The sequence below is a fragment of the Paenibacillus sp. J22P218 genome (genome assembly GCF_056269195.1).
Genome location: NZ_JBWDNL010000004.1, coordinates 365,753 through 389,581 on the forward strand (window position 1 = coordinate 365,753; position 23,829 = coordinate 389,581).

Annotated in this window: 24 protein-coding genes; 5 read left to right on the top strand and 19 right to left on the bottom strand. The window is 51.2% G+C overall.

The annotated features are described in order from the left end of the window. Window positions 1–38 precede the first annotated feature (38 nt). On the top strand, window positions 39–578 hold the full coding sequence (locus AC0YN0_RS19730) for a hypothetical protein (RefSeq protein WP_475822774.1): 540 nt from the start codon (window positions 39–41) through the stop codon (window positions 576–578). After that, window positions 563–1,342 (top strand): hypothetical protein, encoded by a 780-nt coding sequence (locus tag AC0YN0_RS19735; protein ID WP_475822775.1) that lies wholly within the window; start codon window positions 563–565, stop codon window positions 1,340–1,342. Before AC0YN0_RS19730 ends, AC0YN0_RS19735 begins: the two co-directional genes overlap by 16 nt. Window positions 1,343–1,453: 111 nt before the next feature. Here the strand turns inward: AC0YN0_RS19735 and AC0YN0_RS19740 are convergent, their stop codons facing one another. Together AC0YN0_RS19740 and AC0YN0_RS19745 are read right to left on the bottom strand one after the other, a co-directional pair. Further along, a complete protein-coding gene (locus AC0YN0_RS19740) occupies window positions 1,454–2,497 on the bottom strand; it encodes an anthranilate phosphoribosyltransferase (protein ID WP_475822776.1) in 1,044 nt (347 codons plus the stop codon). A gap of 12 nt (window positions 2,498–2,509) precedes the next feature. Continuing rightward, window positions 2,510–3,127 carry an ANTAR domain-containing response regulator gene (locus AC0YN0_RS19745; RefSeq protein ID WP_337100741.1) on the bottom strand — a complete coding sequence of 206 codons (618 nt, stop codon included), beginning with the start codon at window positions 3,125–3,127 and terminating at the stop codon, window positions 2,510–2,512. A 394-nt stretch (window positions 3,128–3,521) separates the two neighbouring features. Between AC0YN0_RS19745 and nirB the strand changes: the two genes are divergently transcribed. The 3 genes from nirB to cobA are packed head-to-tail and all read left to right on the top strand — an operon-like array spanning window position 3,522 to window position 7,096. After that, complete coding sequence (gene nirB, locus AC0YN0_RS19750; protein ID WP_475822777.1) at window positions 3,522–5,963, top strand: nitrite reductase large subunit NirB; 2,442 nt, start codon at window positions 3,522–3,524, stop codon at window positions 5,961–5,963. A gap of 13 nt (window positions 5,964–5,976) precedes the next feature. Then, a complete protein-coding gene (gene nirD, locus AC0YN0_RS19755; protein ID WP_475822778.1) occupies window positions 5,977–6,291 on the top strand; it encodes a nitrite reductase small subunit NirD in 315 nt (104 codons plus the stop codon). A 28-nt stretch (window positions 6,292–6,319) separates the two neighbouring features. Beyond that, on the top strand, window positions 6,320–7,096 hold the full coding sequence (cobA, locus tag AC0YN0_RS19760; RefSeq protein WP_475822779.1) for a uroporphyrinogen-III C-methyltransferase: 777 nt from the start codon (window positions 6,320–6,322) through the stop codon (window positions 7,094–7,096). 129 nt (window positions 7,097–7,225) lie between these two features. Here cobA and AC0YN0_RS19765 read toward each other — a convergent pair whose 3' ends face one another. From AC0YN0_RS19765 to AC0YN0_RS19845, 17 genes are all read right to left on the bottom strand, one after another. Continuing rightward, window positions 7,226–7,837: a flavin reductase family protein gene (locus AC0YN0_RS19765; RefSeq protein WP_475822780.1), complete on the bottom strand. Its 612-nt coding sequence runs from the start codon at window positions 7,835–7,837 to the stop codon at window positions 7,226–7,228. A gap of 32 nt (window positions 7,838–7,869) precedes the next feature. Next, window positions 7,870–8,466, bottom strand: coding sequence for a sigma-70 family RNA polymerase sigma factor (locus tag AC0YN0_RS19770; protein ID WP_475822781.1), 597 nt, complete (start codon window positions 8,464–8,466; stop codon window positions 7,870–7,872). Between the two features lie 10 nt (window positions 8,467–8,476). Continuing rightward, entirely contained in the window at window positions 8,477–9,034 is a 558-nt protein-coding gene (locus tag AC0YN0_RS19775; protein WP_475822782.1) for a hypothetical protein, read from the bottom strand. Window positions 9,035–9,354: 320 nt separating this feature from the next. Further along, window positions 9,355–10,296 (bottom strand): methylenetetrahydrofolate reductase, encoded by a 942-nt coding sequence (locus AC0YN0_RS19780; RefSeq protein ID WP_475822783.1) that lies wholly within the window; start codon window positions 10,294–10,296, stop codon window positions 9,355–9,357. Between the two features lie 220 nt (window positions 10,297–10,516). After that, window positions 10,517–11,617: a toxic anion resistance protein gene (locus AC0YN0_RS19785; RefSeq protein ID WP_442049352.1), complete on the bottom strand. Its 1,101-nt coding sequence runs from the start codon at window positions 11,615–11,617 to the stop codon at window positions 10,517–10,519. Window positions 11,618–11,687: 70 nt separating this feature from the next. Continuing rightward, window positions 11,688–12,458: a DUF456 domain-containing protein gene (locus AC0YN0_RS19790; RefSeq protein ID WP_475822784.1), complete on the bottom strand. Its 771-nt coding sequence runs from the start codon at window positions 12,456–12,458 to the stop codon at window positions 11,688–11,690. Window positions 12,459–12,600: 142 nt separating this feature from the next. Continuing rightward, entirely contained in the window at window positions 12,601–13,635 is a 1,035-nt protein-coding gene (locus tag AC0YN0_RS19795) for an ATP-grasp domain-containing protein (RefSeq protein ID WP_475822785.1), read from the bottom strand. Then, on the bottom strand, window positions 13,632–14,462 hold the full coding sequence (locus AC0YN0_RS19800; protein ID WP_475822786.1) for an HAD family hydrolase: 831 nt from the start codon (window positions 14,460–14,462) through the stop codon (window positions 13,632–13,634). Before AC0YN0_RS19800 ends, AC0YN0_RS19795 begins: the two co-directional genes overlap by 4 nt. After that, complete coding sequence (locus AC0YN0_RS19805; protein ID WP_475822787.1) at window positions 14,459–15,619, bottom strand: cysteine protease StiP family protein; 1,161 nt, start codon at window positions 15,617–15,619, stop codon at window positions 14,459–14,461. The genes AC0YN0_RS19800 and AC0YN0_RS19805 overlap by 4 nt, the downstream gene beginning before the upstream one ends. After that, window positions 15,616–17,043, bottom strand: coding sequence for a phosphoribosyltransferase family protein (locus AC0YN0_RS19810; RefSeq protein ID WP_475822788.1), 1,428 nt, complete (start codon window positions 17,041–17,043; stop codon window positions 15,616–15,618). The genes AC0YN0_RS19805 and AC0YN0_RS19810 overlap by 4 nt, the downstream gene beginning before the upstream one ends. Continuing rightward, the gene (locus AC0YN0_RS19815; protein WP_475823039.1) at window positions 16,988–18,133 is read right to left on the bottom strand and encodes an HpcH/HpaI aldolase/citrate lyase family protein; all 1,146 of its coding nucleotides are present in this window, start codon (window positions 18,131–18,133) and stop codon (window positions 16,988–16,990) included. Before AC0YN0_RS19815 ends, AC0YN0_RS19810 begins: the two co-directional genes overlap by 56 nt. A 291-nt stretch (window positions 18,134–18,424) precedes the next feature. Then, window positions 18,425–19,171 carry a TerC family protein gene (locus AC0YN0_RS19820; protein WP_442049346.1) on the bottom strand — a complete coding sequence of 249 codons (747 nt, stop codon included), beginning with the start codon at window positions 19,169–19,171 and terminating at the stop codon, window positions 18,425–18,427. A 31-nt stretch (window positions 19,172–19,202) separates the two neighbouring features. Further along, a complete protein-coding gene (locus tag AC0YN0_RS19825; protein WP_475822789.1) occupies window positions 19,203–20,468 on the bottom strand; it encodes a TerD family protein in 1,266 nt (421 codons plus the stop codon). 108 nt (window positions 20,469–20,576) lie between these two features. Beyond that, window positions 20,577–21,158, bottom strand: coding sequence for a TerD family protein (locus AC0YN0_RS19830; protein ID WP_442049344.1), 582 nt, complete (start codon window positions 21,156–21,158; stop codon window positions 20,577–20,579). Between the two features lie 120 nt (window positions 21,159–21,278). Beyond that, window positions 21,279–21,854 carry a TerD family protein gene (locus AC0YN0_RS19835; RefSeq protein ID WP_337100725.1) on the bottom strand — a complete coding sequence of 192 codons (576 nt, stop codon included), beginning with the start codon at window positions 21,852–21,854 and terminating at the stop codon, window positions 21,279–21,281. A gap of 39 nt (window positions 21,855–21,893) precedes the next feature. Beyond that, window positions 21,894–22,487, bottom strand: coding sequence for a TerD family protein (locus AC0YN0_RS19840; RefSeq protein ID WP_337100724.1), 594 nt, complete (start codon window positions 22,485–22,487; stop codon window positions 21,894–21,896). Window positions 22,488–22,795: 308 nt separating this feature from the next. Continuing rightward, entirely contained in the window at window positions 22,796–23,734 is a 939-nt protein-coding gene (locus AC0YN0_RS19845; protein WP_475822790.1) for an MBL fold metallo-hydrolase, read from the bottom strand. Between the last annotated feature and the right edge of the window lie 95 nt (window positions 23,735–23,829).

The window sequence follows — 23,829 nt, forward strand, 5'->3', positions numbered from 1 at the left end:
AAATAAGGCTATACGAATGATTGGAAGAGGTGATTCATATGGGAGATAAAGCCGTAAACGCAGATTGGACTAGACTGGGCGTGCCTGAGATATATAAAAATACGGAGGGCCGCGTGATTATGGTTGTGGACGGAAAAACAATCGAGATGACGGTCCAACGGAACTCTCTAGAACCGACTTTATCAGAACCCGTCTCGCCTTTAGCCTATTATGACCTCAACTTCAAGTCTATTGGAGCTGCAAACCCATATCCTAATCTCGCTGCTTATGAAGGAATCAAGCTGATATCTGCCGATGCACCTCCTTCCGCTATCGCCATGTCTACTAATCATTACAAGCACCTGGAGGATATCGTATTATACATTCATTCCGAGCTAACTAACGCAGTAGCCAGGGGAGAAGACGGATTGGCAGAAGCCAAAATCGACATTGCCTATAATGCCGGACAAGTATTGCTCAGGAGAGATCTCGATGATTATACGCCCAAAATGTTAAATGCCATATTCGAACCTCTAGGCGTCACATTCAAAGAAGTGGAAGAATGGATTAGGAGGGATTCCGATTGGCAAGAGTGGTAGTCCTATTCGGTCCTCCCGCTATTGGCAAGAGCAGCAGTCTCAAGATAGAGAAGGTTAAATATAAAGGATCACAGTTTGTTATGGTAGACAAAGATGTATTGAATAGCACTTTCTTTGAGCCGAAGCTTCAGAAATTAGAGTCCAACTCTCCTACTGACATCTTAAAGCTAACCGTTAACCGATTAGTTGAGTTAGCGGCCGGAGAGATGAAGGATCGCCTTTCGAATCATTCGGGATCCAACAAACCGCTAGTTGTTATACTGCAAGCTGTTAAGTTAAGCGGTGTCAAACACTGTATTGAAGTTTTGCTTAGAGCCGGGTTCGAAATGGAATTTATACTTTTGGCAGCCCAGGATCCAGAAATTCTACTCCACAGGATAAATGAAAGAGCCAGTAAGCCTGGCTTCATTGGAGCTGATCCCATGCCGTTAGAAGTTTTGGATCGTATCGCCAAAAGCTGCAATCAGACGTTTAGTCAGCTATACTCGGCCGTTTCGACTCCCCCATCAATAATCGCCTCAGTTTCTAAAGAGAGCGCAATCGCTAACCCAACGGATAATCTAGAGATTTTTCGGCAGTTTAGAGAGAAAATTAAATTTAGAGTCAAACTCCTCCGAACAAGGACTGCGCTCTCCGGCTTATTTGATGCACCTGGATTAGATGTTGTAACGACTTACTACGATCAAACAGACATTCAACTAAAGGATGGCTGCATTGTATTGGGCAGCGAGGAAGCAGGGCTGTACGAGCTTTCGATAGCTTAGCCCCTATGAAAGCATCAATCGCACGCAAAAAGGTCATACCGCCTCAAGGCAGTATGACCTTAATTTTTATATATTTTCACCTAACGATGAATGTCAATTCCTCTTCTGCCACTAACTGCGTCCCGCTTGCGCGATGCCGCTTCTCATCACCGCTTGCCAGTTCCGGTACAGCTCGAGGGGAGCGCCGTTATCAAGCAAATGCTTGCACGTATACAACCCTTCTTCAACCGAATCCACCTTATCCGCAAGTCGCAGTCGAACGGCGCCATTCAGCAGCACTTGATTAGTGAAAGCCATGTCTCCGCGTCCTTGCAGCACGTCCTCGGCTACGCTGATCTGAAGCTGCGGCGTCCACTCCATCTCCGGCAGCGGCGTATCCAGCCCGTAGGTCTCAGGATTAATAACGTGAAGCTGCGGCTCTCCGTTCTCGACAAGATAGGTGCGCGTAGGACGCTCGATGAACAGATCCTCCGAGCCTTCAGCCCCCTGCACGATTAGCGCCTTCTTATAATTGAGGTTCGTTACCAGCTTGGACATGCGGTCGAATACAGTGTTGTGATAAACGCCGAACACGAGGTAAGGAGACAGCGAGTAGTCGATCAGCTTCTCCGCCGTATTCAGCACGGTCCGCATGCCCAGCTCCTCGCGAATCGAGCGGATCGCTTTAAGCGGCGGACACCATTGCTCGGCCGGAACGTACAGAACCCCCGTGCTCTCCGCTGCTTGAATGATTTGATTCTGCGGCACACGCTCCGCATCGATGCCGAGCTGCAGCAGCAAATCCTGCAGCGTAATGCCCCACTTCGGTGGCAGTGACGCTGTGCCGTGCAGCGTTACCGGCAGCCCTGCAGATGCAAGCAGGAACGCAGTCGGGAACGTAGCGATAAACGATTTTTTGCGTCCATCATACGGCCCTGCACAATCCAGTCCCTCTTGAATCGGCGAGCGGAACGCTTGGCTGCGGCATACAGCCGTGAACGCCTCCAGTTCCTCCACCGTCTCCATTTTGATCCGCTCGGCAATGAAGAAGGCGCCAATCTGCGCCGGTGTTGCTTTCATATTCAATATCGCTTCTGCCGCTTGATGCGCTTCCTCGTAGGTCAAGTCACGAGCGCCGCGTTTGCCCCGGGCAACTTCCTTTAATAGATCGATCATCATACGGCCCCCTTATTTCTGATCCTGCAATATTTGATATACCTTCACGATAGACGTCGCCACGTCAACCATACGTTTGCGTTCATTCATCGCCTGCTTGCGCAGCAGATCGTAAGCCTCGGCCTCGGATACGTTTTTTATTTTGCACAGTATCCCCTTCGCCGCATCGATCCACTTACGCTCCTCCATACGCGACTCCAGCTGCTTCCGTTCATTGTACCACTGCTGACGCTCCATACACTGCTTAGAACCGAACTGAAGCGCCCAGTGGAGCTCCGGCCCGCTCATGCTGGGCGTTAATATGCCGTCCACCGGAGCATCGTCCTCACAGAATGCAGCAGACAAGGAAGCTGCCGTCGTGCTGCACCACCAAAGGATCGGCACGCGCTTCCGCTTAAGCAGCTTCGTTCCCCATGCCTTCACCTCGTTCAGCGGGACGTGAAGGATGACCGCATCCGCGCCGTCTATATATTTCGCCGTCTGATCATCCCGATCGAGCAGCGTAACCTGATAACCGTACTCTTCTAGCAAATATTGCGGTGTGTGTCCCGCGGGACCACGACTCGGCAGCTTCCCAGACACCTTAAATGCCGGATCACGCAGATTGTCAACCACTAACATAGAACGCATGCAGGAGCGCCTCCTTCAATAGACTTTACAAAACGCATTCGATTGCCTCTGCCCTACAAGGGCGCAAGTTCACGATTCGCGGTGAATGATAAGCCCCTTCAACAATGGCCGTTATAGTCTTTGTGAATATATATAACATAGAACACAGGAAAATGTCGACATGTCATTGAACTAAAATTACATGTTAACTATGTTGACATGTCGCTGGTTGACGTTGTATATTTACGTTACCAATAAAAAATATGATTCTCGAATACAACGATGTATTCGATTGAAGCGGCAATGACGCCTGCTTTCGTTCTCATGGGAGATGTATGCCATCCCGTGTTTCGAAAGCGGGCTTTACTCATTTTACAGCCAAATATACAGAGAGTTAGCGGGAGGAGAGAATATCATGACACAACCTAAAAAACTAGTGCTTATCGGCAACGGCATGGCGGGGGTGCGCGCCGTTGAGCATTTGTTGAAGCTGACGACCGACGCTTACGAGATTACGATTTTTGGATCAGAGCCACATCCTAACTATAACCGAATTATGCTGTCGTCCGTTCTCGAAGGCGGAGCCGACATGAACGAAATCGTCATTAATGATTGGAACTGGTACAAAGAAAATAACATTGAGCTGCACACAGGCCATACGGTCATGAAAGTTGACACGAACAAGAAAAAAGTATTCACTCACCTCGGCCTTGTGGCAGAATACGATACCCTTGTTATCGCCACCGGCTCGAATCCGTTCATGCTGCCGATACCAGGCTCAGATAAGGAAGGCGTCATCGGCTTCCGCGATATTCGCGACTGCGAGATTATGATCGATACGGCCAAGGCGTATAAGAAGGCAGCGGTTATCGGCGGCGGCCTGTTAGGGCTCGAAGCAGCGCGCGGTCTGCTCCATCTTGGCATGGAAGTTGACGTTATTCACAGAAATGCTTATTTAATGAATAGAGAGCTTGACGAGCCAGCTTCCGAAATGCTGAGACGCGAGCTGGAAGAGCAAGGCATGAATTTCCTTATGAGCAAACAAACGGCGAGCATTAGCGGTAATGAGCGCGTAACGGGTCTTACATTCTCAGACGGTACCGAAACCAGTGCCGACCTGGTCGTCATGGCCGCCGGTATCGTACCGAATGTCGAGCTAGGGCGAGCAACGGGCTTGGAAGTAAACCGCGGCATTATCGTCAATGACTACATGCAGACCAGCATCCCTGACGTTTATGCAGTCGGCGAATGCGCCGAGCACCGCGGTGTCGCTTACGGACTCGTCGCACCGCTTTATGAGCAAGGGGCGGTACTAGCGAAACATTTAGCAGGAGTTGCTACCGACGGTTATCACGGTTCGGTTACGTCGACGAAACTGAAAGTATCGGGTGTAGACGTATTCTCCGCCGGCCAATTCAGAGATACCCCTGGCACGCGTTCCATGCGTATACAAGATGATCTTGCCAGCACCTATAAGAAAATCGTAATCAAAGACGGTAAATTAATCGGAGCCGTCCTATTCGGCGACATCTCCGACGGAGCCGAGCTGTTCGCCAAGATTAAGAAAGGCGAGTCCATCGAAGGCCGCGAGAAAGAAATTTTGCTCGGCTTCGCCCCAGGCGGAGGCGGTGCTAAGAAGGACCCTACCGCTCACCTTGCGGCATTAGCCGACGACGAAATTATTTGCGGCTGTAACGGCGTATCCAAAGGCGATATCGGCAACGCAATCTTGAACAAGGGCTGCAATACCGTCGGCGCCATTAAAGCGTGCACGAAGGCTGCTGCATCGTGCGGCGGCTGCAAAACCGATGTTGAAGGCTTGCTGCATCTATACGCAGGCGACGCTGTCGGCGAGCCGGTCAAAGAAGGCATTTGCGGCTGCACCACGCATTCAAGAGACGAAATTGTCGCTGAAATAAAGCGTATGGGCCTCAAAACAATCAAAGAAGTGATGAACGTTCTCGAATGGAAAAACGCCGAAGGCTGCTCGAAATGCCGCCCTTCGCTCAACTACTACCTCGGCATGCTGTTCCCGGAGGAATACGTGGACGAGAAGGAATCCCGCTTTACGAACGAGCGTTATCACGCAAACATCCAAAAGGACGGCACCTATTCGGTCGTTCCGCGTATATACGGTGGCGTCACATCGCCGGAAGAATTGAAACGCATTGCCGACGTGGCCGTGAAGTACGATGTGCCGCTCGTCAAGTTCACAGGCGGTCAGCGCCTAGACTTGCTGGGCGTCAAGAAAGAAGACCTGCCTAGCATGTGGGAAGATCTCGACATGCCTTCCGGACACGCGTACGGCAAGACGCTTCGTACCGTCAAGACTTGTGTCGGCAATACATTCTGCCGCTTCGGCACACAAGACGCTATGGGCATGGGAATCAAGTTGGAAAAAGCGTTCGAACGCATGAATGCGCCGGCAAAAGTCAAATTAGCCGTGTCCGGCTGCCCGCGCAACTGCGCGGAAGCGACAATCAAGGATGTCGGCCTCGTTGCGATCGACGGCGGCTGGGAAATTCATATCGCCGGCAACGGCGGCGTGCACGTAAGAGCAACCGATCTGCTCACGGTTGTAAAGACCGAGGAAGAGGTTATGGAATGGTCGTCGGCGTTCCTGCAGCTGTACCGCGAGGAAGCGACATGGGGCGAAAGAACGATGCACTGGGTTGAGCGCGTCGGTCTCGACTATGTGAAGAAGGCGCTGGAGGACCATGAAGTACGTATGGCGCTGAAAGATCGCTTGGACAAAACGATCAGCCTGCAAGAAGATCCTTGGAAACAAATCATCGAAAACAAAGAACTGCGCAAAAACTTTGAACAGATTACTACACCGCAACCGGTACAAAGCTAGGAGGCGCCTTCATATGACAACAAAATTTTTGATTGCCAATTTATCCGATATCGATGTGAAGAGCTCCCGCAAGCTTAAGATCGATGATAAGGAAATTGCCTTGTTCCGCCTAAGCGATAACAGCATTCTAGCCGTTGATAATAAGTGTCCGCACAAAGGCGGCCAACTTTCGGAAGGGATGGTGTGCGGCACGGCCGTACACTGCCCGCTCCATGATTGGAAGATCGACCTTCACAGCGGCCGCGCGCATGAACCCGATGACGGCTGCATTACGACCTACAAAACGGAAGTCGACCGCGAGAGCGGCTCCATATATGTATACGCATAATCAATCGATAAGATAAGGAGCGGCATCTATGAAAAATACGGCGTATGGCACTGTGTACATTGTCGGAGCAGGTCCCGGCGATCCCGAACTCATTACGGTCAAGGCAATGCGCCGTATCCAAATCGCCGATGTCATCCTCTATGATCGGCTGGCAAGCGAAGAGCTGCTTCAATATGCCAGGCAGGATGCCGAGCTTGTGTACTGCGGCAAAGCGCCTGGAGCGCATGCTATGCCGCAGAGGCAAATTAATGAAGCGCTTGTCAGCTATGCTTCGCAAGGGAAAACCGTCGTCCGACTGAAAGGCGGTGACCCGTTCGTCTTCGGCCGCGGCGGCGAAGAAGTGCTTGAGCTCGCTTCTTGCGGCATCCCGTACGAGATCGTGCCGGGTATTACGTCCGCGATCGGAGCTGCCGCCGCTGCCGGCATTCCAGTTACGCACCGCGAATACGCTTCTTCCTTTGCCTGCGTGACCGGCAACCGTTGCCACGGCGACCAATCGCCCGTGCGCTGGGACTTGCTAGCCCATAGCGTTGACACCCTTGCAATCTATATGGGCGTCAGCCAGTTGGGCGCGATTCGCGAGGAATTACTGAAGCACGGCAAGCCATCATCCACTCCAGTCGCTCTGATCGAACGCGGAACGACGGCAAGCCAGCGTACCATTATTGGCACACTGGCTGATATTCACAAGCTTGCCGCTTCCATGCACCTAAGCAATCCCGCGCTGATCATCATCGGAGAAGTCGTTCGTGTACGCGAACGCCTGCTGCAAGCCGAGCAACAAGCTGTAGCTTTAATAAGCTAAGTCGGATCACCCCACGGGCGCTACATCAGCTTTTGCAGAAGCTGACGCAGCGCCTGATTGGCGTTCCAGAGCATGCCCGCATTAACAAAAAAGGAGAACCGCGCCTCCATCGCACGATTCTCCTTCTATTTAATTCGGCCGATCCAACGAGAATGTTTCACCGAGCTTTGCATAGTCGCTGCCTGCCAGCCTGCTTACCGGCTTCAGCTCCTGCACCTTAATGCGGCCGTTATCGTACAGCTCGTCGTCGACGTGGAAGTAAACGACACGACCGATCAGCAGATCGCATGCAGTCGCCCCGTCCTTCTCGCCTAGCGGAATCACCTGCTCCAGCACGCATTCCATCCGAATTCTCGCCTCAGCGATACCGGGAACGGACACCTTGCTGCTCGCAACCGTCGTCAAGCCCGCAAGTTCAACCTCGCTCTCCTCGGGTTCAAGACTAGCTGCCGTTACATTCATCTGATCGACATACGTCTCATCGGAGATATGAACAACGAATTCGCCGCTCGCAACCGCGTTTCTAGCCGTATCCTTCATTTCGCCTTGCTTGCGCTGCACCGAAATCGATATAAGCGGCGGATTAGCCGTCACGATGTTGAAGTAGCTGAACGGAGCGGCATTCACCGTACCGCCTGCTGTCAGCGTAGTCACCAGAGCAATCGGCCGCGGCAGTATGCTGCCAATCAGCAGCTTGTAACCATCACGCTCATTAAGCTGCGCTGCGTCTAAGCTTTTCATAACCTTGAATGCCCCTTCCTTTTCCCAACCGATTAGATCATCGATAGCATCAACAGGTTCGCCCGCAAAAATACGCCGCCCCATCTTTTCTTAATGAACTGGCGCGCGCGGAACAACCTCGTCTTCACCGTGTTAATCGGCAAGCTGTCCTGTACGCTCATCTCCTCCAGTGACATCTCCAATATGTAGCGCTGATAGACAAGCTCCTTATATTGCTCAGGCAGATGATTAATTATGGTATGTACTTGATTGCTCAATTCCTTCTCGATAACTTGATCGATGGGCAGCTTATCAAGGTCCGGCAGTATATCCAAAAAGGAATTATGGTCCGTCAATTCGGGATTGACCGCATCAAGTGACAGCTTCTTGCGCACCTTCTCCCGGCGCAGGATGTCGTAGCAAACATTTTTGCAAATTTCAAACATCCAGGTTGTGAAGCTCTTCTTCTCATCGAACCGATGCAGGTTCAAATAAATGCGAATGAACGTCTCCTGCACGACATCTTCGCACTCCTGTTTATTGCGCAATATCCGAAAGGCAAAATGGTATACCTTGTCCTTATGGATCGACAGCAGCTCCCTAAACGCATTCGGGTCGCCGCTACGCGATAGCTGGATTAATTCATTCATCGTCTCACCGTCACCATCTTCTGTCGTTTCTGCGCTTCATATCAAAGCCGTTTATATCCGAGAGGCGCTCCAGCGTCTCCTTATAAATGCGGATCAGCGTCTGCACCTTGTTGAAATCTTCATCCTCCGGCCCGTAGCCGTCCATGTACATCCGACTGATAATGTCTTGGAAAAAGGCAATTCGCTCTTGAAGCTGCTCCTTCTCCATCTCCAATATATCTTCGAACGTATTGGACTCAATAAAGTCCGTCTTGTCGTCATAATTCGAATCTGTAACGCGACGCTGCTGCCTCTCCGCAGGTACGGTGCGCGGATTCAGCTCAATCGTCGTCCGAAGCGAGGTGAGTGTAATGTTCTCGCGTGCCAACAGTACATGAAAATCTTTGTTCTTCAGCAGCTCCGCAACAACCAGCGCGCACATTTCCTTGTTCTGCAGCAGGATGCCGTCAAAAGGATGCAGAGTCCACTCGCCGTATTGGGTGAACAAATTGAACATGAACGTCGTACTGCCGTACTGATAATAAATGTTGATCTGTGAATCATCCATTAACTCGAATGAAAACTCCAAGCGCACTCCCTCCATTCCGCCATTCCAGCATTAACCTTCTCTGTCTCTATTCTATCAAATTCGCTTACGTAAGGATAGCAGGTTCAATCTCGTCGATTCTCAACTTTCGCAGCCCGTTCTTTCAAAAAAAAGCCCCATCGCTGGGGCTTCAAGTGTATGGCTATCCATCGTTCAATTCGGCTATAGCTTCCGCTTTCTCACTGCTTGCTACGACAATCAACACAACGATGATAACGCCCAGCAGGATCGAGGGTACCATAGAGCCTCCTCTCCTCTTCATCCAGTTACCATTACTGTATGTGGGAGGGCTTGACACTATGTTAACGAATCACGGCGCTGAGCAGCTTCTTATCCATAATCGTTCTAATATCTTTAGCAAGCTGGATAGAGGCTTCAATCTCGACCTTTCTCGTCGACACGCTCTCTACGCTACAGCCGATCGGAACGCCTTTCTCCAAGCCGAATTCGAACAACTCTTCGAAAATCTTCCGCGATAGATTAATAGACTTGTCCAATATATCGTTGGAATTAACAAGATCGTTCTCCAGCCATCTCGGAATGCTGATTCCAAGCCACTTCATGAACTCAAGCGTCTTCTGCGAGCCGCACGGCGCAAGGTTGAACAGTATCGGCACCATCTCAAGATCATTGTTCTTGCAATGGTAGTAGTAATCGGATAGGAAGTTCTTAGACGCTTCCAGGTTGTACGTCGCCTGCGAAATGAAGAAGTGACAGCCCTTGGCCGTCTTCGTCGCAACCCGAATATGTTCGTCGTTCTTCTTCATATGCCTCTCCGGAATGACGACGCCGCCGAGCACGATGCGGTCATTGAGCTTCTTGCTCAGCTCATAGGCGTCCAGCAAGTCCAGCTTTACTTGCTGCTGACTGGAGGACGCGCCAACGAATACGGAATAGCGATCCTGCTCCCGTTCTCCAAGCACCCAATTGGACATTTCCTCTTCGGTATTGTTGCCGACGCAGCGATAAATGATCTTCGGCACATCGAGCTCGCTTAAGTATTCCTTGCAAAACGTATTCGGGTCCATTGTCTCGAGATACGGGAATGGGCGCTCCTCACCGGTTCTTGCATCCTCTTCCTGCACATCGTAAAGAATAAGCCCGTCCAGTTCCAGACTGCTCAGCCGTTCGCGCTGCTTCTGCGCAATTTCATTCATCTTCTCCGGCGTATGGCTCTTCTTCGGCGGCGTAATGCCATATGTCAATATCCCCGTGGATCGGTTCAAAATCTTCTGCTTCAACATGTATCGCACACTTCCTTTTCGATGCCGCTGCAAGTTGCGAGGTATGCAGCCGCGATTCCGCTATAGGATGTTTCCAGCAAACAATATAATTCCTTCTATAATAACCGCTTTCAATCTTCAATGCTAGTCCATACCGACAAATTCCAATCGTTTCAATCGGAATTAATTTATTCGGCAACAAAAAGAGGAACGCCTAGGCGTCCCCCTCTTCTTCCAACTCTTATTTCAAAAAGCTGCTCAGCTCATCGCTTGACGCGGCATCCTTAATCGCTTGCGGCGTAGCTGCAGCGTTAAGACCAAGGCGTTGATTCATCTGTCCGTTGATCGCCGTCATCTTGACCGTATAGTCTTTGCAGCTGTCGATGATGCGGCGATTCGACTGTTCGGACGAATCAAGCGCAGCCATCAGATCGCCGATCGCTTGGTTGACAGCCTCCATCGACATCGACGGCTTAGACAATAGTTCATTCGTTTTCTCCGTCGTCGTCCGAAGCAAGCGAGCATTTTCCTTGAACTGCTCCTCGATCGTCCGGTTCGTCGCGTCAACGGCTGCGATAACCTTTTCTTGATCGTTCAGCGCAAGGGCGATCATCGCCGACACCGTAATCAAGTTCGTCGTCTTGTCGATCGCATTGCTCACGGAATCAATCAGCTTATCATTGTTGTCGTTAATAATATCGGTAGCGGCAATCGCTTGATTATAGAGCATGATCATCTCGGTCATCGATTGGATGCGCGTAACGACCTTGCGAAGACCCCGTTCCAAATGCGTCTTGCGGGATTCGTTCTCCGGCTTCGCGATTTCTACCTCGAACAAATCTTTCAGCTTATCGCCGAAAGCAATTTTCGTATTCAAGTTATAAATCTCGTCGATCGACGAACGCTTCAGCTGACGCATGTTGACGATGTTCTCTTCAAGCGAGTCCTTGCCATCGCGGAGCCCCGTAACGATCGCATCGACGTTTGTCTTCACCGTCTGATACTTGTACACATAGTTCTTAAGCGGGCTCTTGCGAAGCAGCTTGCCTACGAATCCAACGTTCTTGCTTTGTTGCAAGCTCTCGCACTCGCTGCGCAGCTTCAGAATCATGTTGGATACATCAGCTCGGTTGCCTGACATCAGGTCGTTGACGGGACGATCGAGCATCTTCAGCGTCTGTCCAGCTTTCTCCTGTGTCTTCGTGCCAAGCTTGCCGATCTCGTCCATTAAGAGATCAAGCGACAGCGTATCCGTCTGCGCCACCTTCTGTATAAGCTGAGACGCCTCCTGCTCGACCTTCTGCTCGTCTTCCTTCTTCAAATTCATCATTTGAACTGCCATCTAAACCCCTCCTACAACGATTTATCAGTCTTAAGCTTCAGTCGCGGTGCGAATGATCACTTTGGCGATTCTATAAATCGGAGCCTCTGTAGCGTTGGTGAATAAGCTCCGCCTTGGTCTGCAGCTCCAGCAAGTCCTTATGCTCGATCGTAGATGCGATATCGGAAATTTTCGTATCGACATCCTTAAGGCCATTCAACAGCGTGCGGCGGTTCTTGCTCTTCGCTTCTCCGCTGAGGCGTAGGAACGGATTAATAAAGCCATTCAAATCTTTGAGGACCAGTCTGCGGATCGTATGATTAATGTTGCCGTCGCCCAATTGGTCAATCAGCGGAATGACCCGCTGCACGCGGGCGAACAACGATAACGACTTGTCGACGATCTCGCTGTCGAGCGTGTTCTTCCGGCCCTCGGATATAATCATGTCTTCCAATACTTCCAAATATTCAATGACAGGAGCAAACTCCGCGCTAACCTCCGGCTTCTGCTTCGTCTCCTCTACTACGGGAGCGGCGCGAGATGGTTCCGGCTGTTGCTGGAAAGGTGCGCCCTGCTGCGGGTTGAAGAGATGAGGACTGTATTGCTGTCCTTGTGACGGTTGACCTTGTATTTGACCTTGTACAGGCTGGCCGCCATGATATCCGCCGTTTGGCAGCTGCTGCGAAGGCGGCGTGGCGTCGATTGAATTCCGCGTTCTGCTTCGACTTGGAAGTAGACCGCCAACCATTGCTCCTACAGCAGGTATGACAAGCGACGCGAACTCAGGCAGGAAGAAGCTCGAAATAATTGCGCCTGCGTAGCCGACGCCGGCTCCTACCAGCATATTTTTTTTCGATCCCATGAATCCCGACCTCCTAAAGCCGTGTCTTTATAAGCCAAGTTATAGAGGTGCAACTTATAATTCCTTATATTGTAGAAATAACATAAGGGTCATGTCAACTCACGCACGCGCTTCAGAGGTCGGATTCAGCTGGCAAATCGTCTTATTTGGACCAATCGTGCATGCGCATCGGCTGCTCAATATGGCTTGCCCAGATGCCGAATTCCGGGGTAATCGGTCCAACCTCTCCGCCTAGAGCCGACTTCACTGCAAGATACGGGAAGTTGACGCCCGACAGACAAGTGACATGAAGGCCGCCGGACATTCTCGGATTAATCTCCAGCAGCTTCGGCGTATCGCCGTTATATTTCATTTGTATGTTGAAGTTGTACGGAATATGGAACGTATCTGCAACACGGCGAGCGATTTCGATCAGCTCCGCATTGTTGTCCAATACGCGCAGGCGACCGCTCTCCTTCCGCCTTGGCACCGCCGCCAATAAGCGACCGTTACCGTCTGCGAGACAGTCAATGCTGTATTCATGGCCCGGCAACAGCTCCATCACCATCAGATCATCGAAGGTTTCTACACTCGACAGCGTGCGATATGCGTCTTCGAAAGACGTAAGCTGCGTGACATAACCGAACAGCTCCTGCAGCCGATCGCGCTCATTATCGATAATTCGGAAGCCAAGGCCGCCCTCCGAATTGTTCGGCTTGAAGCATACGCGATGTCCGGCGGCAACAAGGCGCTCGTACGCAGCCTTGAAATCGTCGGCATTGTTCACGATCTCGTAAGCGGGAATTTCCATAATGCCTTTGCCGGCAAGCGACTTATAGAACTGATCCTTCTCGACAAGCGATTCCAGCAGCACCGTATCGCGGCAGACGAGCACCTTCGTGCCGATTGCATCGAATAGATGCACATGCTTAGCGATGTCCAGCATCTTAAGACGCGGAATAAATACGTCAATCTCGTGCTTGCGGCAAAAATCGACCAGGTATTGAACATATTCCACACCTTGCAGCACCGGCTCAACCTCAGCATAATCGCAGCCCTGCAGAGACATGTGCATCGGATCGGGATGCGTACCGAAAATTTTGAACTCCACGCCGTCCGGATTACTGCGCAAATGATTCATATATAAATAGGAAACCGAGAACCATCGATTGAAATACAGATTAACCTTCTTCTTCATGCCGGATTGTTCACCGCTTTCAATTGTTGTGAGATATGATGGACATAATTTACGATTTCATTAGCCGCGAAGATACCGGAGCGCTCCGTGAATCTTATCGTCACCGACGCTGGATCGCGCTGCTTCTCGCGGAACAGCTCGCCGTGGGCGGGAGCGATCGCGTAATCCGACTGATCCAGCAGGCAGCGGTCAAGCAGCGAATCGCCGGAGGCAATTACCTCACGCTCTCCGAGGCGGTTCTTGATATGGGCGATTGCATCCCATTTGTTAATGACGGAAGGTACGAGGTAGATCTTGCGTCCTTGAATGGATACTTCCCAGCCCAGCGGCTTCACTGTCTCTGCCTTCTCCATAACGGCTTCCAGATCCATCCGATCGCGATCGATCAGAATCGAGTAGAACAGCTCGTCGCATAAGTCCTCGCGCAGCACCCAATCGCTCTCGAGCAGGCCTGCGAAATGTTGCCTCACTTCCGATGACGATGCCGAGCCCGCTTCCAGCTTCCGCTCGATATGCGAGCGCCATTCACGGTCAGGTACGCCATTTTTCATAATATTGCCGCCGTTGCTCGTCACCGCGTATTGCGGAACGATCACGTCTTGGAAAATATGAATGCGCCGATATTGCGCTTCCGTTCTTGTCGTTACCGGAACGAACTGCACGTCACGCGGCAAATAGGCCAGCATCCGTAATGCTTCCTGCGAAATATGGGCAATCGTCTTATCCTGATACCTCTCCGCAGGCACGATGCCGTACGAATCAGTCGGCACGCCGATCGATCTTGCCGAATAAATTAATGTTTGGTCCAAGTCGCTTGCATAGATCATTCGGCATCGCCTTTCAGCGGTTTAATAATACCGCAGCAAGAATATGTCAGCTCGGGGAGAACCTCTACCGTTGCGCCCCGATCCTCGGCCAGCAGCAATATATGCTTCAAGCCCGGGTTGTCCAATCGGTTCACGATTATCTTCCACGGCATGCGCCGCAGCAGTACTCTTGTTGTCTCGCCTACACCCGGCTTCACGAGATTAACGTTGTCGATGCCGTATTTCTGCTGCAGCATGCGAATGTCGGCAAGCCCTTGCCACGTCGCCGCGGCGGGATGTCGCTCCATTTCTTCCGCTTGCGCAGCCGCCTCGTCGGCAATATCCGGGAAGCTGGCCGATACGGTATCCACGAACGTATGCGACAAATCCGCTTCTTTCCATTCCTCATAATACTTCGCGCCATGGAAGTCGCCAGGACCGATCAGATCGTCGCGTTGTACGGTGCGGCTAATTAAGCCAGAGACCGTCGCATTGAGGCAAGCGCTCGGGATCAAATAATCGTCGCGCGTGCCGAACAGCGTACAGCAATGGCCGGGATCGGCCAGCACTGCTAGATCATCATTCATGCGATAGCCATATTGGGATTCGAATTGTTCGGCCGCCTCGGCCAATACGCCGCGAATCGCGCCCTTGCCCGTCCAGCCGTCCACGAACTGAAGCTCCGTATGAGCCCCATGCTGCTGCAAAATATAAAGAATAGCGTTCTCGTCAATGCCTTTGCCTCGAATAATAGAGATGCTGTAGTGCTTAACGTCCCATCCGTAGCGATAAGCCAAATACCTCTTAATCAAAATGCCGGCAGGCGTCCCGCCCCTCGCGAGCGAGACAAGCACTACGTCCCTGCCTCGCTTCTCCGCAATCCGCTCTGCGACAATGGCCGCCGCAAGGGCGACATCCCGAGCCGATTGATCCAGCGTCCGGTGGAATAGCTCAATATACGCCGCAGAAGGCTCATATTCCGTAGGCAGCATTTCGGAATAATGTACACCGGATTGAATGGCCGCTTCCCGTTCCTCGGTCGTCCGTTCAAGCTGAACCGAGCTTATATCCTTCAGAAGAAACGTCACATCAGAAAGATCATAGCTGCCAATAGGCGATGGAGGTGCAATCATCTTCTCTGACAATCGTACATCAACTTCGTTGTTCTCCATCTTCATTGGTCGAGACTCTCCCAGCCGTGCGTATTCGCGGTCAGGAACACCGCATGCACTTTACTGCCTGCCAGCCTCCGCAATATCTGAAGCATCGGCGCAACTCGCTCCTGCGGCATATCCCGCTCGAACAAGACGAATATGTCGTCATACTGCCCCGGCGCCACATTGTAGATGAAGTGCCTCACATCAAGGTCCTCGGGCGACGGATACGGCTGCCCGTTCCTCACCGCATACCCTGGCTCGTCCGATGTATGAATCGGGCTGCGCGTCGTCGATTGGTAGCGGACGCCCGCTCCCATCTCTGCCGCGATGCGCATCGGCACATACATGAATTCACTCGTGCCCATAATGAGCGTCCGCTCACTGCTGCGCTGCTGCCGCAGCTCCTCCGCTATACGGCTAATCTCTCCGTCAATCGCTGAACGCTGCGCCGCCTCGATACCGAATCGGCCCGTAGCGATCGTGTACGGCGACCCATTAGGATGGCCGCTCGAATCTACGGAGCCTACCGCAAGCTTTACCTGCTCTAAGCTATCGCCTAAGTGAACAATAGAAAGCTCTGCTTCCGGGAAGCCCGACAGATCGCGAGGCACAGGTATCTCGTCAGGCGGGCTGCCTACTGCCGTAATTCGCCCCTTCAGCAAGCATACCGATTCAATCGCAATGCCAAGCTCAGCTTGCAGCTCCTCGCAGGCGCGCTCATCGCTTTCAGATCGCCAATCGAGCAACGAAGCGATGATATACCGCTTGCGCGGAAACTTCGACTGTATATCGCGAATAATATTAAGCGCCGTCTTGCCCGTCGTAATCTCGTCATCGACCAGCACAATCGGCTCCGTGCCGGACAGCACTTCCGGCTTCAATGCGTAACAACGATGGGCAACCGCGTGGGAGTGCTCTTCCTCGAAGTTAATAACGGAGACGAGCTCGGGAATATCCTCGCGCGTCGTATGAATATAAGTCGCTTGCTCCGCAAGCACATTGTACATCGCATGACCAAGCGCGGTAGCCGTCTCAGCGAAGCCGATGAAGGCAAGCGGCGCCGATGGCGACAGCTTAGCAGCTACCAACGCTTCGTAGGCAGCCTGCGCCTGACTCTCGTCACGCAGACCTTCCAGCGCCTGTTGCAGCAGCGGTTTGACGCGAAGCGCTGTATCATCATCCTGCTCCGTCAGAAGCAGCAGCGCAAGCGCTGCGCCGCTTAGAAGCGACGTATACGGATTGACCGGAATATGCTTGCCGAGCATTTTGCTGACGAATAGAAAGGAACGCTTCTTGTTGATTCTCGCCGCCATAGCAAAGAACAGATCGACCGGAAGCTCGAACGGGTTATGCGTCACTTCGATCTGAACGTCGATGCGATCCAATATATTAACTGTATACTTGCTCATGTCCGGGCAATAGTCCGATAAAATGCTGCTGCTCATGTAACACCCCGTAAATTTGTGATCTCGCCAGTATGCGCCTTGCCCAGTTCAGATGCGGTTTAATTTCATTCATCTTGTTGGCGTATTGGCTCTTCATGACGCCAAGATAGCCGTTATTGTTCGAAATAATGCTTGTCGCGTCGATATATTCCTCATGCGTGACGGCATACAGCGCTTGAACCGGCTTAATATGCGTCGGGTGAATGATCGTCTTGCCTGTAATGCCGTTTTCCTTATCCATGATGACTTCCCGAATGAGTCCGTCCATAGAGTTGGATATATAGAGCGAACGAAGATCGCGGCCAACATGGCCGAGCGCCTCCTCGAACGGTGTTATGCGAAGCTGAGGTTTGAGCACGCGCTCCCGGTTGGAGAAATATTCCCACACCGGACCGGAAATGACGTACCCGGAATCGACTCTACCAAAAATATTAATAATATCAGCGATCGTATCGCGAATCGGCGCAATCTCGTAAATCGTCATATCCGGACTTCGGCGAAGCCCGAATAAGCTCGAGAAATCAGTAGCCCCGATCCTTACATTGAGTACGTATGTCTGATACTTGTCCAGTATACGTTTTATGCCCAGCAGCGTTTCCACCCTGCTCTCGCGGTAAATAACCGATGCCGTCTCCAAGATCGGCATCCCGTACAGCACAGGACTCGATTCTCCCCTGGTCTTGTTGTAGGTAGCAATCTCATAGAAATAAGCCTCGCCGTTCTCCGGCGTAAACTTGGGCAGCACGAAGCCGGTTATATGCGTAATTAACTGCTCGAATGTCCCTATCAATCTCTTGAGCTGATCCACGGATCTTACTCTTACGAAAATAAGCGGAAGCTGCGAATCAGACAGCACGCCGATCTTCACATAGGAGGCAATGAGAAAAAGCTGCTGCATCAGCATCTCTTCAGCAAGCTCGACTTGCTGGTCACCGACCGCATCCTCCAGATCAATGACAATGGAAGCAAGTCCTTCATGCTTGGCGTTTAGCAGGTCTTCTGCAATCGTTTGCCGAGTAGCCGGCATATATAAAGCCGCGCCTACTGCGTATGCGAGCAGGTCTTTGTCGGAGGATTGGTTGAAAGGTATGGGCGGACTGACGAACAATGCAGTCTCTTCTTCGCGTGTTAAATAGTTAAAATATCTCAGAGCCGTCTCCTCCTTATTTCGAATGCATGGTTACTCGGCAATCGTTAATGCTGTCGATGGATACCATGGTTCATGATACAGAAACGACTCCGCCTAAGTACACGCCGCGGGTGCATTTCCATGCAACCTGCGGTATGTGTGTTACTACCAAAGGACGGAGCCGTTCGCAACAGACTATAACTTTCTTTTTTGTGGCGGGAATTGATCAATCATTGTCGTTTCATTAGGTCATTAAGCGCCTTGCTTCTCTTCCCGCTTCCTCTTCATCGAACTTAACAGGATTGTACCGCCAAATACGACGATTAGCAGCCCGAAGAAAATGAAATGGTTCAGCTCGTAATGGAACAAGGCAGCTGCTAGCATCTTAGCCGAGATAAGCGCAATCATGATGAATGCCGTTATCTCAAGCTCAGGGAACTTGTCGATCAGCTTCAAGAATACTTGCGCGACGCCGCGCATCATCAGAACGCCGAGGAGTCCGCCGACGAACAATACCCATACTTCTTCGCTGACGCCGAAAGCGGCGATTACGCTGTCGATACTGAACGCAATGTCCATTAATTCGACCATAAGTACCGTGCGCCAGAAGCCGAAGCCTTTGTTCTTCGTCTCGCTTTCCTCTTCCTTCTTCTTAAATATACCTGAATAAGCGATATAAAGCAGGTACAGCGCGCCTAACACTTTTATCCAGGTAATCTGGACAAGAACCGTACCTAAGCCGATCGCGATGAAGCGGAAGACATAGGCGCCAATAATACCGTAGAAGAGCGCGCGCTTCTGCTGTTCCTTCGGCAAGTGCTTGACCATAACCGCAAGCACGAGCGCGTTATCTGCCGACAATAACCCTTCAAGCAGCACTAGTGTGGCGATAATGGTCCAGCTTTGTGGGCTTGTCAACGTATTGACAACCTCTTGCCACGAGAAAAAATGACCGTAGTTTTCTACGACACTGTTAAAAAAATCTACCACCCTGTCCATCTCCTCATAGTGCGATGACTACTGCAAAAAGCTACTTGCTGCCTGCGACCCAACGCAGTCCCCAGCCATAAGCCTGGTCGATCTCTCGATGTCCATTATAGAACTGAACGAGTCGTTCGATACTGAACGTCTCATTGTTCACATTACGAATCATAGCAATCGCACACATTCCTTTGCTATTATCATGCTCGTTCATGTGGACCACGATTTCCGGACCGCCTTCTTGCTTCACGGTTACGACGCCATCGGCTTGCGACCAGCTTGTCACACCCTCATAGATGAAGGTGAACACAAGGATCCGCTTAATGTCGGCAATTCGCGCACCGTTAATACGCAAGTTCTCGCCCGTCTTGACTGAGCCTGTCCGATCGTCGCCGTCAAGCGCAATGAACGGTGAACGGTTCAGCTGTCCGAACCTTTCTCCGAGCGCTTGAATGACGCCCTTCTCACCGTTGTTCAGCTCATATAAGCAGGCAAGATCCAGATCAACGCCTTTACTGCCGCGTCCGAAGAACCCGCCGCTCTTCGTCTGCTGATTCCAGTTCAGGTTGATCAGAATTTCACCCAAACCGCCTGCCGTTTTCTTCAAATTAATCGTATCGCCTTTTTTCTTCAACTCGATCTTGCTCAAGTTGAGATTAAGCGGCACGGGCGGCGATTCTTGCTTAGGCGCTGGTGGCTGAGCAGGCGGCGCCGGCCTCGGGGCTGGCGGCTGCGGTACGGGCGACGGCGGCGGTGCTGCCGGCTCATCGTTCACTTCAATGCCGAAGTTGCCGCACAACGCTCCAAGTCCACCGGCAAATCCTGCACCGATCGCATTAAATTTCCATTCACCATTGTATCTATATAATTCTCCAACAACAATAGCTGTTTCAACGGAGAAGTCGTTTCCAAGGTCATATCGAAGAACTTCAGCGCCGGTCTGCTTATTGACGAACCGGATGAAGGCGTTCCCCACTTGTCCAAAATTTTGTTTGCGGTTATCACTGTCATAGATCGTTAAGGAGAATGCAACCTTCTCTATGGCAGTCGGAACCTGCTGCAGCTTAATAACGAACTGCTTGTTATCGCCGGCAGCTTGTCCATCTTGATACGTAATAAAGCTAGTCGTTGGATTATTATAAAAGATAAGATCGTCGTCTCCGGCTACCTTGCCGTTTCCCCGGAGCAGAAATGCCGAAGTATCAAGCTCCATCGAGCTCGGCGCGCGCCAGCCTAGGCTGACAACTACCTCGGTTAAACCTGGATTCGTCTTCGTCAGATCGGCCTTCTGGCCTTTAATAATTTGTACGGTCATCCTTCTCTCCACCCTTTGGCACTTTGCTGTGTCAGGCATAATCGCTACTTCACTTCTTATTGAAGAAAGGTGATTCAGCTTATCGCTTCATCACCAAGCTACCTTTTCCTATGACGCATCCAATCCGTAGTTCTTGCAAAGCGCGCTCAAGCCGCCTTGGAAGCCGCTGCCGATCGCTTGGAATTTCCAATCCGTTCCGTGACGGTAAAATTCGCAAAATACGACTGCTGTCTCGGTCGAGAAATCCTCTCCTAGATCATAACGCATAATTTCGCGATCCGTTGCGGCATCTACGACACGAACAAAGGCATTCGATACTTGACCGAAGTTCTGCCCGCGTGATTCATAGTCATAAATCGTTACGGTGATGCCGATTCGATGAATCGATGCAGGGATTTTGCTGAAGTCGACCTGGACTTGTTCATCGTCTCCATCGCCTTCACCTGTACGGTTATCTCCCGTGTGGAGAACCGAGCCTGCTCCGCCGCTCTTATTATTATAGAATACGAAATCGTCAGCGCCCTTCGCCTTGCCATCCTCATAGAGAAGGAAAGCCGATGCGTCCAAGTCGAAATCGTTGCCGCCGTTGTATTTGTTCGTGTCCCAGCCAAGTCCAACTACAACTTTCGTGAGCCCCGGATTTGTTTTGGTTAGATCGATTCTCTGTCCTTTGGAAAGACTGATTGTCATACGAATCTCCTTCTTTCTTCATGAATGTCCGGCCAGACGGGCCTTCTAGAAACCCCTATAAGATTAGGCAAACTCAAGACCTTCCGGATGGAAAGCCTTGAGCTTGTGTGTGGTTGTTGCTTATGCTAAGCCGTAGTCGCGAGTCAGACCCGCAAGACCGTCTCTGTAGCCGCTGCCGATTGCATTGAACTTCCATTCGCCGCTGTGGCGGTAAAGCTCGCCTACAACTACGCCCGTCTCAACGGAGAAGTCTTCGCCTAGGTCGAAGCGAATCAGCTCTTGGCTCGAAGCTTCGTTAAGAATACGCGCATAAGCGCGGGATACTTGACCGAAGTTTTGGTTGCGCTCATTAGCTTCGTAGATTGTAATCGTGAATGCGATTTTCTCTACGTTAGCCGGAACGGAATTTAGATCGATTTGGATTTGCTCGTCGTCTCCATCGCCTTCGCCCGTACGGTTGTCGCCCGTGTGTACGACGGAACCGTTCTCGTTCTGCTTGTTGTTGAAGTAGATGAAGTTTTTCTCGGATTCAACTTTGCCAGCAGCGTTCGTCAAGAAAACCGATACGTCAAGGTCGAAGTCTTTGCCGCCGTCGTATTTATTCGTGTCCCAACCTAAACCTACTGTGATTTTGCTCAGACCTGGATTCGATTTCGTCAGGTCTACCTTCTGACCTTTGGACAAGTTAATAGCCATGGTTCATTCGCCTCTTCTCATTAGTTTAAATAAATATTATTATTTATAGCGGTTTGCGAGCAGATTGATATGGGGAGCATGCGTTCCTTCACCAATCGCGGCAAATTTCCACTCGGAGCCGTGACGGTACAATTCACCGCATACAAGCGCGGTCAGACCGGAATAATTGTCGCTCAAGTTGAACTTAATCAACTCATTGCTGCTATTTCCGTCCATGATCCGAATGTACGCGGACTGAATCATTCCGAAATCCTGCTTGCGGTTCTCGCAATCGTAGATATTAACGACGACAAGCACCTTATGAACATCCGAAGGCACCTTCGCTAGATCTACATAAATTTGTTCGTCGTCTCCGTCGCCATCACCCGTCAAGTTATCGCCGGAGTGAATGACAGAGCCGCACGGACTCGTCTTATTGTGAAAACATACAAGTTGATTGTCTTTCGCCAATTTATCAAAATCGTTCAGAAGAAGGGCGGACGCATCGCAGTCGATGTTCGGAGCTTTCTTCATTCCGAAGAAACCTTTCGTTTGGACAGGGTCCCAGCCAAGACCGACGATAACCTTCGTAAGTCCGGTATTGCCTTTCGTCAGATCAATCTTTTGACCCTTTACTAGATTAATCGAAGCCATTTTATATGTTCACCTCCTTTCCTTGCAGAGTCGCTCGGCAACTTTCGCAAATTTTCAGATATGTCGTACTATAACGTTGTATCTTCAGGAAAGGTTTCAACTTTTTTTGGGCTCGATGCCGCAAATACGGGTCATTAGCCTCACTTAACAAGCTGGCACGAGCACGAAAGCTTGTCCATGACAAGACATGCCGTCATTATTGTGCCAAAACAGTCTTTTGCCGATTCATTCAACTTCCGAATATTTTACTATTATACCATTTTAGATCATGGAAGCGTTAGTTGATATTTAGTGAAGACGGAATTCGACTACCCATCCCTTGTCCACCATGCCGACACTGGATAATCCTCCGCATCCAGATAGACCGTCTCTCCAATCCTCGGCGTTGCAATCGACGCACCGAGGCGCGCCGCTTCCTTCACCGCCCGCTCGACGGGGTCGGTCCAGCTATGAAGCGCAAGCGTGAAAGCTCCCCAGTGAATCGGAATCATCGTTTTGCCACGGACGTCAAGATGCGCCTGTACCGTCTGCTCCGGCATCATATGTATGGCCTCCCAGCGATCGTCATACTGTCCGCACTCCATTAAAGTCAGATCGAACGGGCCGTACTTGCCCCCGATCTCGCTAAAGTGCGGCCCGTAGCCGCTGTCGCCGCTGAAGAACACGCTCGCGTCATGGCCTTGAATCACCCATGAGCACCACAGCGTAGCGTTGCGGTCCGTCAAGCTTCTGCCCGAGAAATGTCTGGCTGGCGTGCAGGCCAGCGTCATTCCTTCGTAATCGAACTCATCCCACCAATCACCCTCTGCAATCTTCTGGCTGTCAACGCCCCAGCGCAGCAGATGCGGACCAACGCCCAGCGGCACGAAAAACTTTTTAACCTTGTCTTTCAGCTTCATGATAGAGCCATAATCAAGATGATCGTAGTGATCATGGGAAATAAGCACCGCATCAATGGTCGGAAGCTGCTCAATATCGATCGGAAGCTGCTTGCTGAAGCGTTTCCCTCCGATTATCGGAAAAGGCGAAGGCGCATTGCCGAGCATCGGATCGATCAGAACGGTCTTTCCATCCATCTCCAGCAGCAGCGCGGAATGGCCAAGCCAAGTAATCGCCGGGCGCTTCGCCTTCTGCAGCCGAGCGGCGTTCAACGTCTCTACCTTAACAGGCTTGCTTGGACGGCTCTTCGGATTACCCCTCATAAATTGAAAGGCTACCTTCACCTGCTCTTTGAAACTCATATTCATAGAAGTAGCAATTGCATTAATAAATTTGCCGTTCTCATACTGATCGGATGCGCTTAACGCTTCCTTCCGTTCCTTCGTCAGCTTGCCGCCGAAGG